Origin of the sequence: Streptomyces sp. NPDC014676 (assembly GCF_043084105.1) — a bacterium.
Lineage (GTDB): Bacteria > Actinomycetota > Actinomycetes > Streptomycetales > Streptomycetaceae > Streptomyces.
In genome coordinates this window covers 450,076-466,033 of the sequence record NZ_JBIBZI010000001.1, presented here as the reverse complement: position 1 = coordinate 466,033, position 15,958 = coordinate 450,076, and the positions used below count along the sequence as shown (strand labels likewise).

Annotated in this window: 11 protein-coding genes; all 11 read right to left on the bottom strand. The window is 72.9% G+C overall.

The window, feature by feature from the left end; translation table 11 throughout:
- Nucleotides 1-146: 146 nt before the first annotated feature.
- Entirely contained in the window at nucleotides 147-1,697 is a 1,551-nt protein-coding gene (locus tag ACF1DX_RS02080) for an alkaline phosphatase D family protein (RefSeq protein WP_391789319.1), read from the bottom strand.
- 199 nt (nucleotides 1,698-1,896) lie between these two features.
- Nucleotides 1,897-3,411, bottom strand: coding sequence for a VCBS repeat-containing protein (locus ACF1DX_RS02075; protein WP_391789318.1), 1,515 nt, complete (start codon nucleotides 3,409-3,411; stop codon nucleotides 1,897-1,899).
- Between the two features lie 111 nt (nucleotides 3,412-3,522).
- A complete protein-coding gene (gene obgE / locus ACF1DX_RS02070) occupies nucleotides 3,523-4,968 on the bottom strand; it encodes a GTPase ObgE (RefSeq protein ID WP_391789317.1) in 1,446 nt (481 codons plus the stop codon).
- 106 nt (nucleotides 4,969-5,074) lie between these two features.
- A complete protein-coding gene (rpmA, locus tag ACF1DX_RS02065; protein ID WP_003976205.1) occupies nucleotides 5,075-5,329 on the bottom strand; it encodes a 50S ribosomal protein L27 in 255 nt (84 codons plus the stop codon).
- Nucleotides 5,330-5,343: 14 nt separating this feature from the next.
- Complete coding sequence (gene rplU / locus ACF1DX_RS02060) at nucleotides 5,344-5,664, bottom strand: 50S ribosomal protein L21 (RefSeq protein ID WP_004931419.1); 321 nt, start codon at nucleotides 5,662-5,664, stop codon at nucleotides 5,344-5,346.
- A 212-nt stretch (nucleotides 5,665-5,876) separates the two neighbouring features.
- Nucleotides 5,877-6,470, bottom strand: coding sequence for a dTDP-4-dehydrorhamnose 3,5-epimerase (rfbC, locus tag ACF1DX_RS02055; protein ID WP_030858151.1), 594 nt, complete (start codon nucleotides 6,468-6,470; stop codon nucleotides 5,877-5,879).
- A gap of 11 nt (nucleotides 6,471-6,481) precedes the next feature.
- Nucleotides 6,482-8,473, bottom strand: coding sequence for a glycosyltransferase family 2 protein (locus ACF1DX_RS02050; RefSeq protein ID WP_391789316.1), 1,992 nt, complete (start codon nucleotides 8,471-8,473; stop codon nucleotides 6,482-6,484).
- Nucleotides 8,470-9,393 (bottom strand): dTDP-4-dehydrorhamnose reductase, encoded by a 924-nt coding sequence (gene rfbD / locus ACF1DX_RS02045; RefSeq protein WP_391789315.1) that lies wholly within the window; start codon nucleotides 9,391-9,393, stop codon nucleotides 8,470-8,472. The genes ACF1DX_RS02050 and rfbD overlap by 4 nt, the downstream gene beginning before the upstream one ends.
- A 116-nt stretch (nucleotides 9,394-9,509) precedes the next feature.
- Nucleotides 9,510-10,499 (bottom strand): dTDP-glucose 4,6-dehydratase, encoded by a 990-nt coding sequence (gene rfbB / locus ACF1DX_RS02040; protein ID WP_391789314.1) that lies wholly within the window; start codon nucleotides 10,497-10,499, stop codon nucleotides 9,510-9,512.
- Nucleotides 10,496-11,563 carry a glucose-1-phosphate thymidylyltransferase gene (locus tag ACF1DX_RS02035; protein ID WP_391789313.1) on the bottom strand — a complete coding sequence of 356 codons (1,068 nt, stop codon included), beginning with the start codon at nucleotides 11,561-11,563 and terminating at the stop codon, nucleotides 10,496-10,498. Before ACF1DX_RS02035 ends, rfbB begins: the two co-directional genes overlap by 4 nt.
- Before the next feature lie 216 nt (nucleotides 11,564-11,779).
- Nucleotides 11,780-15,841 carry an Rne/Rng family ribonuclease gene (locus ACF1DX_RS02030; protein WP_391789312.1) on the bottom strand — a complete coding sequence of 1,354 codons (4,062 nt, stop codon included), beginning with the start codon at nucleotides 15,839-15,841 and terminating at the stop codon, nucleotides 11,780-11,782.
- Nucleotides 15,842-15,958 lie beyond the last annotated feature (117 nt).

Below are 15,958 nucleotides of genomic sequence, written 5' to 3'. Positions count from 1 at the left end.
GACCCACCTGAGCGCCCGCCCCACCCAGCCGCGGGCAAGTCGTGCCTCCCCCAGTGCCTTAAGGGCCTGGGAGGTGCCCCCAGCGGCACGGGTGGGCGCGACGGCACCCCGCAGACGCCGGGCCGCGCGCCCCACCCCCGCCCCGCTCAGACCAGGTGCACGCCCGGCCGCCCCGCCTCCACCCGCAGCGCGGCCAGCGTGCTGGGCGTGGACTGCGGCCGCAGCACCGTGTCCACCACCCGCACCCGCGCGTCGATGCCGTCGCGGCGGATGTCGAACAGGTGGTACCCGCGGTGGGCGTCGAGCAGCTTCCAGTGCGGGTTGTCCGCGCGCAGCGGGTCCCACTGCGCGCGGAACGCGGCATGGTCCTGGTCACCGTTGCTGGAGATGGACGTACCGACGAACTCGGCGCCCACGACCGCCGACCCCGGGTCGGCGAAGTCCGCCTTCAGGTCGCTGATCATCGTCAGATGGCGGTCACCGGTGAGGACGACGGGGTTGCTGACCCGCCGGAACTCCTGGAGCAGCGCGTTGCGTTCGGCCTGGTAGCCGTCCCAGGCGTCGTAGTACCAGAGCTTGCCCTCACCGACCCGGATGTCGGTCTCGGCCATCATGATCTGCGAGGCGATCAGGTTCCAGCGGGCCGGCGAGTCGCGCAGCCCGTCGACCAGCCAGCGCTTCTGCGCGGCCCCGAGCATGGTCAGCGACGGGTCCTGGGCGCCTTCCTGGCTGGTGGCCTGGTCGCTGCGGTACTGGCGGGTGTCCAGCACGTTGAGCCGGGCCAGCCGGCCGAACTCCAGCCGGCGGTACATCCGGATGTGCGGGCCGTCGGGGACGGCGGTGGCACGGACCGGCATGTGCTCGTAGTACGCCTGGTAGGCGGCCGTCAGCCGGGCGACGAACGGGTCGTGCGCCTGCTTGTCGGGGTCCTGCGGGATCTCGCCGGCGAAGTCGTTGTCGACCTCGTGGTCGTCGAAGGTGACCACGAAGGGCGCGTTCGCGTGCATCTCCGCGAGGTCCGGGTCGGAGCGGTACTGGGCGTACCGGTTGCGGTACTGGGTGAGGCTGTACGGCTCACCGGTGCCCTCGTGGCGTCGTACGCCGGTCGCCGAGGGCGTGGACTCGTAGATGTAGTCGCCGACGAACACCACGACGTCCGGGTCCTGCCGCAGCATGTCGGCGTACGGGGTGAAGTAACCCTGCTGCCAGTTCTGGCAGGAGGCGAGCGCGACCTTCAGACGGCCGCCGGAGCTGTGCGGGGCGGGCGCGGTACGGGTGCGGCCGACGCGCGAGAGCTGCCCGCCGGCACGGAAGCGGAACCAGTACGTGGTGTCCGGGTTCAGCCCGCGTACGTCCACGTGGACGCTGTGCCCGTACGTGGGCCGGGCCGGGGCGACGCCCCGGCGGACGACCTTCTTGAAGCGGGCGTCCTGGGCGACCTGCCACTCCACGGCCACGGTGCGGCCGGGCATGCCGCCGCCGTTCAGCGGGTCCTGGGCGAGCCGGGTCCACAGGACGACCCCGTCGGGCAGCGGGTCGCCGGAGGCCACCCCCAGGCTGAACACGCCGTCGGGCAGCTTCACTTCGGCCGTGTGCGCGGTGGCCGGCAGCCACAGCTGGGCGGATGCGGCGGCGCCGAGTACGGCGGCACCGGCGGTCAGGACGCGGCGGCGGTCGGGCTGGAATGCTCCGGACATCGGGCGAACTCCCCTGCCTCGTACGACACTCGGACAGTGGGAAGTTCGCGGTCCGGGCGGTCCGTCCGCTGAACACCGAGGTTCGCGTGCATGACAAGCAGGGGGACAACGGGAAACCCGCCGCGGCACGGGAACATCCCGTGGCCACGACGGGTCCGCCGGGTGAGCGGCGGGCGACGGCCGCCGGCGCCCGTACGGGTCAGCCGGTGAAGGCGGTGCCCAGCCCCGCCCCGGTCGCCACCGTGCCGAGGGTGCCCGCGCCGAAGGTCCCGGCGCTCCCCGCGACGGCCGTCGGGGTGGAGCGGAAGTACCACACCGACCCGGCGCCGGAGTTCTCCCCCGGCGCGCCGACGACGAGGTCGGCGCGCCCGTCGCCGTCGGTGTCGCCGAGGTGGGTGGCGCCGCCGAACCTGTCGTTCCTCTCGGCGGTGCCGGGCACGTTCGCGGTGTTCTGGGTGACCGTCAGGCCGCCGGCGCCGGTGAGCCCGTGCGCGGTGCCGCGCAGGACGACGACGGCGCCGGCCGCGGACACGCCGCCGAGGTCCTCGCCGGGCACTCCGGTGACGACGTCCTGGTAGCCGTCGCCGTCGACATCGCCGATGTGGACGTCGGTGCCGAAGGCGTCGTCGTCCTCGGCCGTGCCGGGCACACCGGGGCGGTCCTGGTTGAGGAAGACGGCCTTCACCCCGTCGGGGCCCTCCGGGGTGCCGGGGATCCAGGTGACCCGGCCGCCCTTGACGTACGGGTTGTCGAGGTCGCTGTCGTAGCCGTCCACGGCCCGGCCGACCACGATGTCGTCGTACCCGTCGGCGTTCACGTCCCCGACGTCGAGGTTCTCGCCGCCCTGGAGGCCCGCGCCGTCGATGTCGTAGACGAGGGTGAAGGGGTTGAGCGCGGTGCGGTCGCCCAGCCAGTACACGACCCGGCGGGCGTCGTACTCGTCGCCGTCGTTCTCGGTGGCGACGACGTCGGTGAGGCCGTCGCCGTTGACGTCACCGGCGGCGAGGTCGAGGATCCGGCTGTCGTACACGTCCCTGACCGTCTGTTCGCCGCCCGCATGGGCGCCGTCCCGGCCGAAGGGACCCTTGAGGATCCGCAGGTCGTGCAGGTTCTCGACGGTCACGACGTCCGGGGCGCCGTCGCCGTCGACGTCCCCGGTGGTCAGGTGGCCGGCGGCTCCGAGGCCCTCGTACGCGTTTCCCCCCGACGCGAGCGCGGCACCGCCGGACAGCCCCTGGGGGCCGCCCCACACCACCTCCACCAGCCCGGAGTCCTCGCCGCCGTCGGCGGTGTCCTCGCGGCCGACGCCGACGACGAGATCGGCGTAGCCGTCCTGGTCGACGTCGGCGGTGGTGAGCGCGCTGCCGAACTCGTCGTCCGTCTCCGCGCTGCCGGGGACACCGGCGGTGTTCTGGTGGAAGACCTGCCTGGTCGCGGTGCGCAGGCCGCTCGCCGACCCGTACACCACGGCGACGTAACCGGCGCCCTTCTTGCCGGCGACGGTCGCGGTGGGCGCGGCGACGGCGAGGTCGGCGTAGCCGTCGCCGTTGAAGTCGTCGCGCGGCTGCGCGGCGCCGGCGGCCGGTGCCCCGGCGGGCGCCGCGTGCGCGCCGGGCACCGCGAGGGTGCCGGCGACGACGAGTGCCGCACCGGTCGCGAGCGCGATCCGGGCGGGGCGGGTGAGGTTCCTGTGGCGTGGGGAAGGCGCGGCCATGGCGGGCGTCCTGTCGTAGAACCGGTCGGGTTGCCGTTCAGTACGACCGGCCGGAGCACCCGTTGGTTGCCCGGGTGTTCACCACGACCTCACCCGCCGTCACCGCACCGGCTAGAACGGCTCGAAGTCGTCGTACTCCCGCTCCGACTCGTCCCGTTCGGCCTGCTTGTCCCGGCGCCGCTGGGCCGCCGGGCGGGGCGCCTCCAAGCGGTGGTCCTCGCCGCGCCGGCCGAGCATCTCCGCGCCGGCCATGACGGTCGGCTCCCAGTCGAAGACGACCGCGTTCTCCTCGGGGCCGATGGCGACGCCGTCACCGGAGCGGGCGCCGGCCTTCATCAGCTCGGTCTCGACACCGAGGCGGTTGAGCCGGTCGGCGAGGTAGCCGACGGCCTCGTCGTTGTTGAAGTCGGTCTGGCGGACCCAGCGTTCGGGCTTCTCGCCGCGCACGCGGAACAGCGGCTCCCCGTCGACGTCCTCGCGGGTGACGGTGAAGCCGGCGTCGTCCACGGCCTTGGGCCGGATGACGATGCGGGTCGCCTCCTCCTTGGGCCTGGCCGCCCGCGCCTGGGCCACCAGCCCGGCGAGCGCGAACGACAGCTCCCTCAGCCCCATGTGGGCGACGGCCGACGCCTCGAAGACGCGGTAGCCGCGTGCCTCCAGGTCGGGGCGGACCATCTCGGCGAGGTCCTTGCCGTCGGGGACGTCGATCTTGTTGAGGACGACGATGCGGGGGCGGTCGCCGAGACCGCCGTACTGCCGCAGCTCCTCCTCGATGATGTCGAGGTCGGAGACGGGGTCGCGGTCGGACTCCAGCGTGGCGGTGTCCAGCACGTGCACGAGCACGCTGCACCGCTCGACGTGGCGCAGGAACTCCAGGCCGAGACCCTTGCCCTGGCTGGCGCCGGGGATGAGGCCGGGCACGTCGGCGATGGTGTAGACGGTCGACCCGGCGGTGACGACACCGAGGTTCGGGACGAGGGTGGTGAAGGGGTAGTCGGCGATCTTCGGCTTGGCGGCGCTGAGCACGGAGATCAGCGACGACTTGCCGGCGCTCGGGTACCCGACCAGCGCCACGTCGGCGACGGTCTTGAGCTCCAGGACGACGTCCTGAAGGTCCCCCGGCTCGCCGAGCAGCGCGAACCCGGGCGCCTTGCGGCGCGCGGAGGCGAGTGCGGCGTTGCCGAGCCCGCCGCGTCCGCCCTGGGCGGCGATGTACGACGTCCCGTGCCCGACCAGGTCCGCGAGCACGTTGCCGGCCTTGTCCAGGACGACGGTCCCGTCCGGCACGGGGAGGACCAGGTCCTGCCCGTCCTTGCCGGACCGGTTGCCGCCCTCGCCGGGCTTGCCGTTGGTGGCCTTGCGGTGCGGGGAGTGGTGGTAGTCGAGGAGGGTCGTCACGGACTGGTCGACGGTGAGGATCACATCGCCGCCGCGTCCGCCGTTCCCGCCGTCGGGTCCGCCGAGCGGCTTGAACTTCTCACGGTGGACGGAGGCACAGCCGTGGCCTCCGTTACCCGCGGCGACGTGCAGCTCGACGCGGTCCACGAAGGTGGTCATGGTGGGGTGCCTCCAGAGACGTATCAGGGATGTGTTGTCTTAACACGCGAAAGGCGGACCCGCCTTCCCGACCGGGAAGTGAGGTCCGCCTCGCGAAAGCTTCCGATCAGGCGACCGGAACGATGTTCACGACCTTGCGGCCACGGTGGGTGCCGAACTGCACCGCACCGGCCTGCAGGGCGAACAGCGTGTCGTCGCCGCCGCGGCCGACGCCGGCGCCCGGGTGGAAGTGGGTGCCGCGCTGGCGGACCAGGATCTCACCCGCGTTGACGGCCTGACCGCCGAAGCGCTTCACGCCGAGCCGCTGGGCGTTCGAGTCGCGACCGTTCCGGGTGGACGATGCGCCCTTCTTGTGTGCCATGTCTCCTCAGTCCCTTACTTCGCAGCCGCGGGGATCTCAGTGACCTTGATCGCCGTGTACTGCTGGCGGTGGCCCTGACGACGGCGGTAGCCGGTCTTGTTCTTGTAGCGCAGAATGTCGATCTTCTGGCCCTTGTGGTGGTCCACGACCTCGGCCTGGACCTTGATGCCGGCCAGCACCCACGGGTCGCTGGTCACAGCGTCGCCGTCGACGACGAGCAGGGTCGAGAGCTCGACCGTGTCGCCCACCTTGGCGGTGGAAATCTTGTCAACCTCAACGATGTCGCCGACAGCAACCTTGTGCTGGCGGCCACCGCTGCGCACGATGGCGTACACGCGGATCTCACTCTCACTCGAAGAACGGCATCCCCGCAGGCCAGCCGCCCGGCCAAGAACACGGACGACCTCTCCCGGACACCGGAGCACCCGGAAGGAAGAGGTTTACGGGGACGTGGCGGCCCCGATGGACACGCCGACGGTCAAGGTTACGGGCCGTGGCCGAACGGGTCAAACCGGCCCCCGCGGGAGGCCGGCCCGACCCGGACGGTTCAGCGGCCGAGGCCCTCCCGGTAGGCCACGCACGCCTCGTAGGAGGGAAGGAGGCCCTGGTCGCGGGCCTCGGCCAGGGTGGGGGCCTGCTCGTCCTTGGCGGACAGCAGCGGGGTGAGCTCGGCGGGCCAGTCGATGCCGACGGCCGGGTCGAGGGGGTGGATGCCGTGCTCCCGCTCGGGGGCGTACCCCTCGGAGCAGAGGTAGACCACGGTGGCGTCGTCGGTGAGCGCCATGAAGCCGTGGCCGAGGCCCTCGGAGAGGTAGACCGCGTGGTGGTCCCGGTCGTCCAGGCGGACCGCCTCCCACTGGCCGAAGGTGGGCGAGCCGGTCCGGATGTCCACGATCACGTCGAGGACCGCGCCGCGCACGCACTTGACGTACTTGGCCTGGCCGGGCGGCACGTCGGCGAAGTGGATGCCGCGCAGGGTGCCCCGGCTGGAGACGGACATGTTGGCCTGGGCGAGCGTCAGCGGGTGGCCCGCCGCCTCGGTGAAGACCGGGGCCTTGAACCACTCGTGGAAGCTGCCCCGGCCGTCGGGGAAGATCTTCGGCTCGTGCACCCAGGCACCGGAGAGGGAAAGGGGTCGCATCGAAGGTGTCCTCAGCTCTTCTTCTGCTCGTTCATCAGTGCGCGCTTGACCCGGCCGGCGGCCCGGCGCCACAGGGGCCGGGGCCGGGCGGGCTGCTTCGGCGCCGGCTTCTTCCCGGCCGGCGGGGTGTGCCGGTCGATCACCCGGGCGGTGCCGTCGGCGGCGACCACCACGTCGACCGGGAGCCGGGTCCACTTCGCCTCGCCGCGGCCGGCCGACGGCACGCCGATCCGGACGGCCCAGCGCTTGCCGGTGAGCTCCTCCAGCGGCAGCGTGGCGGTCACGGTACGGCCGTCGGTCACGGCGTCGGCCGGGTACTTGCCCACGTTCTTGCGCTCGAAGCGGAGCCGTACCGGGTCCCCGGCGTCCGCCGTGCCGTGCAGCGGCAGCGGGAGCCGCACGGTGGAGCCCTCGACCACGGCCCGGGCCGGGTCCATCAGGGCCACCGCCTCGCGCTCCAGCTTGTTCGTGTGCTGGTCGACGTCGAGGGAGAGGTTGCCCGGCCCGTCGGTCCAGTACGGCAGCACCAGCCGCCGCGGCTCACCGGTGAGCGCGGCCAGCCGTCCGGCGTCCACGTCCTCGCCGCGCACCGCGCCGAGCCGGGTCTCCTTGCTCCAGCCGCAGGACTTGATGCGCAGGTGCAGGTCCCACAGGCCCTTGTCCAGGGGCTTGCCCGCGGCCGCCGTCTCCGGGTCGAGGACGGCGCGCGTGGTGATCCGCTGCCGGAAGGAGCCGTCCCCCGCGTCCAGGCGGTGCGGTTCGCACTCGACCGGGAGGTAGTACTGCGTGGCGGTCTCGCGGTGGCGGACCACCAGGTCCACGTCGCTCTTGTCGACCGGGGCGGCCAGGGAGATGTCCTGGTCGGCCAGCGCCTTGAGCGCCTTCTCGGAGAGCGGCAGGCCGAGCAGGTCGCGCCCGTCCTCCCGGCGGAAGATCATCGGCTCGCCGTCGACCTGGTACTCGGAGGTGAAGCCGATGTTCAGGACGCCGTCCTCCCAGGCCAGGGAGTCGAGTGTGCCGGTGGGCTTGATCCCGGCCTCCCAGTGGGCGAGGGCGCGGACGTCCTCGTAGAGGTCGGCGGCGATCAGTCCGGCCACCACCCGCTGGGTGGGGGCGACCCGCTTGAACACGCCCGGCCCGAAACGCTCGGTGACCACCCCGCGGATCTCGCGGTACAGCTCCTCGGCGTAGTCCTCGGGGAGCTTGAGCAGCCGGCTGCCGCGCAGCCGCTCGACCATCTCGTTGCGCAGCCAGCGGCTGAACAGCTTGTCGCGCAGCGGGCCGGGCTCGGTGAGCTCCTCGACCACGTCGAGGGCCTCGCGGAGGTTGGCGAAGTAGCCGACCGGGTCGAAGCGCTGGAAGCCGGCGTTGGAGCCGTCGTCACGGGTGATGTGGTAGTAGCACAGGTAGTCGCCCAGGACGGCGACGCTCTTCGCCCGCAGGTAGGCCTCGACGACGAAGACGTGGTCCTCCAGCCGGCGGCGGCCCTCCTTGAAGCGCATGTCGTGCTGCTGGAGGAACTCCCGCCGGAACATCTTGTGCGGGGTGAGGCTGTCGATCAGCGGCGCGTTCTCCACCGTCGCGCGCGGCCGGTTGACCCGGAACAGCTCCTGCGGGACCGGGCGGCCGATTCCCGCCATCTTGCCCACGACCACGTCGGCCTCGTTCGCCTTGCCGTAGTCGTACATCCGCTCGAGGGCTTCGTCGCCGAGCCAGTCGTCGTGGTCGACGAACATGACGTACTCGCCGCGGGCGGCGTCGATGCCGGTGTTGCGGGGCTTTCCGGACCAGCCGGAGGACTCCTGGTGGATGACGTGGAAGTGGGGGTGCTCGGCCGCCAGCTGGTCCAGCCGGGCGGGGGTCTCGTCGGTGGAGCCGTCGTCGACGAAGAAGACCTCGAACTCGTCGGGGGTGAGGCTCTGCCGGAGCAGGCCGTTGACGCAGTCCTCGACGTACTTGCCCGGGTTGTAGACCGCGATGACGACGCTGACCTTGACTGTCACGCCGGGTTCTCCTTCTCGTGGACCCGGTGGATCTCCGGGAACGCCTCGGTGAGGGCCGCGCGCCAGTCGCGCAGCGGCTCGATGCCGGCCGTGGCGAAGCGCTCGTGACCGAGCACGCTGTAGGCCGGGCGGGGGGCGGGGCGGACGAACGCCTCGCTGGTGGTGGGGCGGACCCGGTCCGGGTCGGTGCCGAGCAGGCGGAAGATCTCGCGGGTGAGGCCGTACCAGGTGGTCTCGCCGGAGCTGGTGCCGTGGTAGACGCCCGCCGGGGCGGTACCGGCCAGGGCGCCCCGCCCCAGCTCGACCAGCAGGCCGGCCAGGTCGGCGCTCCAGGTGGGCTGGCCGCGCTGGTCGTCGACGACGTCGAGGGTGTCCTTGAGGCCTTCCAGCTTGATCATCGTACGGACGAAGTTGCCTCCGCCCGCTCCGTACAGCCAGGCGGTGCGCACGACGTAACCGCTGTCGGGGAGGGTCTTCAGGACGGCCTGCTCGCCGGCCAGCTTGGTGCGGCCGTAGGCGCTGCGCGGCGCGGTGGGGGCGTCCTCGGCGTACGGCGTCGTGGCGTCGCCCGCGAAGACGTAGTCGGTGGAGACGTGGAGCAGGACGGCGCCGGTGCGGGCGCAGGCGGCGGCGAGGTGGGCCGGGCCGTCGCCGTTGATCGCGAGCGCCTCGGCCTCGCGGGTCTCGGCGTCGTCCACGGCGGTCCAGGCGGCGCAGTTGACGACCACGGCCGGCCGGTGGTGCTCGAGCGCCCGCCGCACGGCGTCGGCGTCCGTGAGGTCCAGCGCCGCCCGGTCCAGGGCGGTGGCCCGCTCCCCGGCCGCGGCCAGCCGGGCCAGCACGTCCTGGCCGAGCATCCCGCCCGCCCCGGTGACCAGCCAGCCGGCCGGCGTGTTCCCCTGTTCCTCTGTCGGGTTCATCCCTCTTCCTGTCCTCCGTGCCGGATGGCGCGGGCCCCGGGCGGGATCCGGGGCGCGCGGGAAATGCCTGAACGGGCCCGGGACGGTCCCGGGCCCGCGTGAGACGGGTGGCGGCGTCAGCTCAGCGCCGCGCGCTCCTTCAGCGGCTCCCACCAGGCGCGGTTGTCGCGGTACCACTGGACAGTCTCGGCGAGGCCCTGCTCGAAGCTCTTGCGGGGCTCGTAGCCGAGTTCCTCGCGGATCTTCGTGCAGTCGACGGAGTAGCGGCGGTCGTGGCCCTTGCGGTCCTGGACGTACTCGACGCTGGTCTCCCAGTCGGCGCCGCACGCCTTCAGGAGCAGCTCGGTGAGCTCCTTGTTGGAGAGCTCGGTGCCGCCGCCGATGTTGTAGATCTCGCCCGCGCGGCCCTTGGTGCGGACCAGTTCGATGCCCTGGACGTGGTCGTCGATGTGCAGCCAGTCGCGGACGTTGCCGCCGTCGCCGTACAGCGGGACCTTCTTGCCGTCGAGGAGGTTGGTGACGAAGAGGGGGATGACCTTCTCGGGGAAGTGGTGGTGCCCGTAGTTGTTGGAGCAGCGGGTGACGCGGACGTCCAGGCCGTGGGTGCGGTGGTAGGACAGCGCGATCAGGTCGCTGGACGCCTTCGCCGAGGAGTAGGGCGAGTTGGGCTCCAGCGGGTGGGTCTCGGGCCAGGAGCCCTCGTCGATCGAGCCGTAGACCTCGTCGGTGGAGATGTGCACGAAGGTCTTGACGCCGGCCCGGTGCGCGGCGTCGACGAGCGTGTGGGTGCCGACCACGTTCGTGCGGACGAACTCCGCGCCGCCGTCGATGGACCGGTCGACGTGGGACTCGGCGGCGAAGTGCACCACCTGGTCGTGCTCGGCCATCAGCTTGCCGACCAGCTCCGGGTCGCAGATGTCGCCCTGCACGAAGGCGAACCCGGGGTGCTCGCGCACCTCGTCGAGGTTGGCCGGGTTGCCCGCGTACGTCAGCTTGTCCAGGACGGTGACCGCGACGTCACCGGGGCCCTGGGGGCCGAGCAGCGTACGGACGTAGTGCGAGCCGATGAAGCCGGCACCGCCGGTCACCAGGATCCTGGTAGTCATGAGGAGATCTGCACCTTGCTGTGATCACCGAGCACGAGCCGGTGGGCCTTGGGGTTACGGGGGGCGGGCGTGACCTCGACGTCGCGCCCGATGAGCGAGGCCTCCACCCGGCGCACGCCGGTCACGGACGCGCCCCGCAGGACGATGGAGTACTCGATTTCGCTGTCCTCGATCCGGCAGCCCTCGGACACCGAGGTGAAGGGACCGATGTACGCGTCGTTGACCACCGTACCGGCGCCGATGACGGCGGGCCCGACGATCCGGCTGCCGCTGACCCGGGCGCCTTCCTCGATGCGCACCCGGCCGATGATCTCGCTGGCCTCGTCCACCGTGCCCGCGTCGTGGGGCTCCAGGGTCTCCAGGACGGACCGGTTGACCTCCAGCATGTCGGTGACGTTGCCGGTGTCCTTCCAGTAGCCGGAGATCGTGGTGGAGCGGACGTCCCGCTTCTCGTCGATCAGCCACTGGATGGCGTGCGTGATCTCCAGCTCGCCGCGCCAGGACGGCTCGATGGAGCGGACCGCCTCGTGTATGGCCGGGGTGAACAGGTAGACGCCGACGAGGGCCAGATCGCTCTTCGGCTGCTTCGGCTTCTCCTCCAGGCCCACCACGCGGCCGTCGGCGCCGAGTTCGGCGACACCGAAGGAGGTGGGGTTGGGGACCTTGGTCAGCAGGATCTGCGCGTCGGGCCGCTCGGTGCGGAACTCCTCCACCAGGCCGGTGATGCCGCCGACGATGAAGTTGTCGCCGAGGTACATGACGAAGTCGTCGTCGCCGAGGAAGTCCTGGGCGATGAGCACGGCGTGCGCGAGCCCCAGGGGCGCTTCCTGCGGGATGTAGGTGACCTCGATGCCGAACCGGGATCCGTCCCCCACCGCCTCACGGATCTCGTCCGCGGTGTCGCCGACGATGATCCCGACCTCGGTGATACCGGCGTCGGCGATCGCCTCCAGGCCGTAGAAGAGCACCGGCTTGTTGGCGACCGGTACGAGCTGCTTGGCGGAGGTGTGGGTGATCGGACGGAGGCGGGTCCCCGCTCCCCCGGAAAGAACGAGAGCCTTCACGTGTGGCGCCCCAATACTGTGGACCTTGATAGGGACGGAAAGCCCCTGTTTGTCTGATTTCGCAGTCAATCTGTCGGCACATCATAACCACGTGGCAGGAACAACGATTCACCGGCCATTCACGTATTCGAACCCACCGTGGCCACTCTCACGACAAAAATGATCCGCCCCCGGGTGGGACCGGGGGCGGATCACGATCACCGAACGATCCGGAGGTCAGTCCTCCGTCGAGGCGGTCACCGACGACGACGGCTGCCGGGCCGCCGCGGTCTTCTTCGACGCCGTCTTCTTCGCGGTCGTCTTGGCGGTGGTCGTCTTGGCGGCGGCCGACTTGGTGGTCTTGGCCGCCGCCTTCTTGGCCGTCGTCTTCTTGGCGGCGGTCTTCTTGGCCGCCGTCTTCTTCGTGGCGGCCTTCTTCGCCGTGACCTTCTTGGCCGCCTTGCGGGCGGTCTTCTTGGCCGGGGCGGCCTCGGCCTCGGCCTCGGCCTCGGTCTCGGTCTCGGTCTCGGTCTCGGCTTCCTCGACGGGCGCCGTCGCCGTCTCCGTCGCCACCGACGGGACGACCACGACGGCCGTCTCCTCGGACGCGGTCGACGTGCTCGGCTTGCGCACCGCGCGGCGGCGCGGACGGGCCGGGGCCCCGGTCCCGTCGGACGCCGCGGCGGGTGCCTCGGACGGGGCCTCCTCGGGCTTCGGCGCGGGCGCCTCGGCGACCGGGGCCGCGGGCTCCGCGACCGTCACCACCGCGGCCTCCGCCCCCGCCGGGGAACCGGCCGGCGCGGACACCTTGCGGGTGGCCCGGCGACGCGTACGGCCCTTGGGCGCGGCCTCCTCCGCGGCCGGCTCGGCCGGCTCGGGGACCACCGCGTCCTCGACGGCTGCGGGCTCGGCCAGCGCCTCGGCAGCCGGCTCCGGCCGCACCGGACGCGCGGCCTCCTCGGCGGCCGTCACGTCCTGCGCCGTCGGGGCCTCGACCTCCTCGGCCTCGGCCTCCTCGGCCTTCCGCCGCTCGGCCCTGGCCGACCGCTTCGGCGCGCCCGCCGGGGCCGACACCCGCCGGCTCGCCCGGCGGCGCGTGCGCCCACGGGTGGCCGCGGCCTCCGCCTCGGCGGCGCTGCTGTACAGCTCCTCGTCCGGCACGAACTCGGGTGCGGGGAGCGCGACCGGCTCGGCGGTCTCGGCGGCGACCTCCGCCGCCGTCTCCGTCTCCGCCTCCTCCTCGGCCGTCTCCACGCCCACGATCACCTCGTGCTCGTGCGGCTGGTCCGCCGCGCCGGCCCGCGCCCGCTTCCGGCGCTTGCCGCCGCCACCGGCGGCCGCGGGCTGGTCCAGGTGCACGATGACACCGCGCCCGTTGCAGTGGACGCAGGTCTCCGAGAACGACTCCAGCAGGCCCTGGCCGACCCGCTTGCGGGTCATCTGCACCAGACCCAGCGAGGTCACCTCGGCGACCTGGTGCTTCGTACGGTCCCGGCCCAGGCACTCCAGCAGGCGCCGCAGCACGAGGTCCCGGTTGGACTCCAGCACCATGTCGATGAAGTCGATGACGATGATGCCGCCGAGGTCGCGCAGCCGAAGCTGGCGCACGATCTCCTCGGCCGCCTCCAGGTTGTTCCTGGTGACCGTCTCCTCGAGGTTGCCGCCCTGGCCGGTGAACTTGCCGGTGTTGACGTCGACCACGACCATCGCCTCGGTCCGGTCGATCACCAGCGAACCGCCACTGGGCAGCCACACCTTGCGGTCCAGCGCCTTGGCGAGCTGCTCGTCGATCCGGTACGTGGCGAAGACGTCGACCTCGCTGGTCCACCTGGACAGCCGCCCGGCCAGGTCCGGCGCCACGTGCGACACGTACCCGTGGATGGTCTCCCAGGCGTCGTCACCGCTGACGACGACCTTGGAGAAGTCCTCGTTGAAGATGTCCCGCACGACCCGGACGGTCATGTCCGGCTCGCCGTACAGCAGCGTCGGCGCGCTGCCGGCACCGTTCTTGGCCTTCTTCTTGATCTCTTCCCACTGCGCCTGCAGCCGCTCGACGTCCCGGCGCAGCTCGTCCTCGCTCGCGCCCTCGGCGGCGGTGCGCACGATGACGCCCGCGTCCTCGGGGACGACCTTCTTGAGGATGGTCTTCAGCCGGGCCCGCTCGGTGTCGGGCAGCTTGCGGCTGATGCCGGTCATCGAGCCCTCGGGGACGTACACGAGGTAACGGCCCGGGAGGGAGACCTGGCTGGTGAGGCGGGCGCCCTTGTGGCCGATCGGGTCCTTGGTGACCTGCACCAGGACCGACTGGCCGGACTTCAGCGCGGACTCGATGCGGCGCGGGCCGCCCGACATGCCGAGCGCCTCGAAGTTGACCTCACCGGCGTACAGCACGGCGTTGCGGCCCTTGCCGATGTCGATGAAGGCGGCCTCCATCGACGGCAGCACGTTCTGCACCTTGCCGAGGTAGACGTTGCCGACGTACGAGGTCGCCTGCTCCTTGTTGACGTAGTGCTCGACGAGCACGTCGTCCTCCAGGACGCCGATCTGCGTGCGGTCGCCGTGCTGGCGGACCACCATGACGCGCTCGACGGCCTCGCGGCGGGCCAGGAACTCGGCCTCGGTGATGATCGGCACCCGGCGGCGGCCCTGCTCACGGCCCTCGCGGCGGCGCTGCTTCTTCGCCTCCAGACGCGTGGAGCCCTTGATGGACTGCACCTCGTCCGACGGCTCGGCCTTCGGGCGTGGCTCGCGGACCTTGACGACGGTGCGCTCGGGGTCGTCGGCGGTCGTCTCGGCCTCGCCACCGCCGTCACCGGCGCGGCGACGACGGCGACGACGGCGCCGGCTGCTGCTGGACCCGGAGTCCTCGCGGTCCTCGGCCTGCTCGGCCTCCTCCTCGGCGTCCTCCTCGACCTGCTCGGCGGTGTCCTCGGCGTCCCGGACGGCCTGCTCGGCCGAGACGTCCACGGGCTCGCCGTCCTCGACGTCGCTCTCGGCGGAGTCACCACGCCGGCGGCGACGGCCGCCGCGGCGACGGCGACGGCGCGAACCGGCGGCCTCGCTGTCGTCCTGGTCGTCGGCCTCGGCGTGGTCCTCGGCCTGCTCCTCGGCCTCCTCCGCCTCGTCCTCGGCAGGGGTCACGGGAGCGGCCTCGGGCTCCTCGCCCCGGCGCCGGCGACGGCGGCGGGAGGCGGCGGGCTGCTCCTCGGCGGGCTCCTCGGTCCGCTCCGGCTCCACCGCCGGTTCGGCGACCTCGGCGGCCGCTTCGGCGGCGGCCCGCTCGGGGGTCTGGAAGCGTGGCTCGGTGAACACCGGCGGCTGGAACACGGCGACGGCCGGACGCGCGGGGCGCCGCGACGGGGTCTCCGCCTCGCCGGACCCGGCGGGCTCGGCGAAGCCGGCGGCGGCCTTGCGGACCACCCGGCGCCGGCGCCGCGGAGCGGCCTCGTCGGTGACGGGCTCGGGGGCCTGAACGGGCTTGGAAGCCTGCGCGGGCTCAGGGGCCCGTACGGGCTCAGGGGCCGGCGCGGGCTCGGGGGCCTCGGTCACCGGGGTCTCCTCGACGGCGGGCGCGTCGGCGCGCCGCGTGGCGCGACGCCGGGAGCGGCGCGGAGCGGCGTCCTCAGACGCGGCTTCCCCGGCCTCGGGGGCCGCGGGGGCCTCGGTCGTGGCCTCGGCGGTCTCGGTGGACACCTCCGAGGAGGTCACGCTGCGCGTGGCGCGACGCCGGGAACGGCGCGGAGCGGCGTCCTCGGCCACGGTCTCCCCCGCCTCGGGGGCGGTCTCCGGGGCCGTGGGGACGGTCTCCGGGGCCGCAGGGGTGGTCTCCGGGACTTCGGTGGCCGCGCCGGCCGCCGTCGGCGAGGTCACGCTGCGGGTCGCACGACGCCGGGTACGGCGCGGGGCCGCGTCCTCGGCGACGGCGGGCTGCTCGGGAGCGGGAGCCGTCCCGGGCGTGGCGGGCGTCGCCGGTACGACGGTCTCGGCGGCCTCCGCCGACTCGGGCGCCCCGGCCGGCGCGGCCGCGCGGCGGACCACACGACGACGCCGGGGCGCGGCGGCCGGGGCCTCGACGGGCTCGGCCTCCTGCTCCGCCTCGGCCTCGACGCCCTCCTGCTCCACGAGCTCGGGGGCCTCCGCGGCCGGTATGGCCGGCGCGACGGTCTCGGCCGTCGCCTCGGCCGCCCCGGCGGGCGGGCCCGCCGGGCGGGACGCGGCACGGCGCCGCCGCCTCGGCGGCAGGGTGTCGCTGGGGGTGTTCGGTTCGGAGCCCTCGGTGGGCTCGATCGGTTCGAGCATGCGGGCGTTTCTCCCGTCAGGCTCCCGGGCGCCGCACCTGGTCCGGCGATGCCGGTGACGTCCGCGGCTCGCGCGGTGCGCGATCGCCGCCGTCCGGGGCGCGGGCGCCGCACGGGA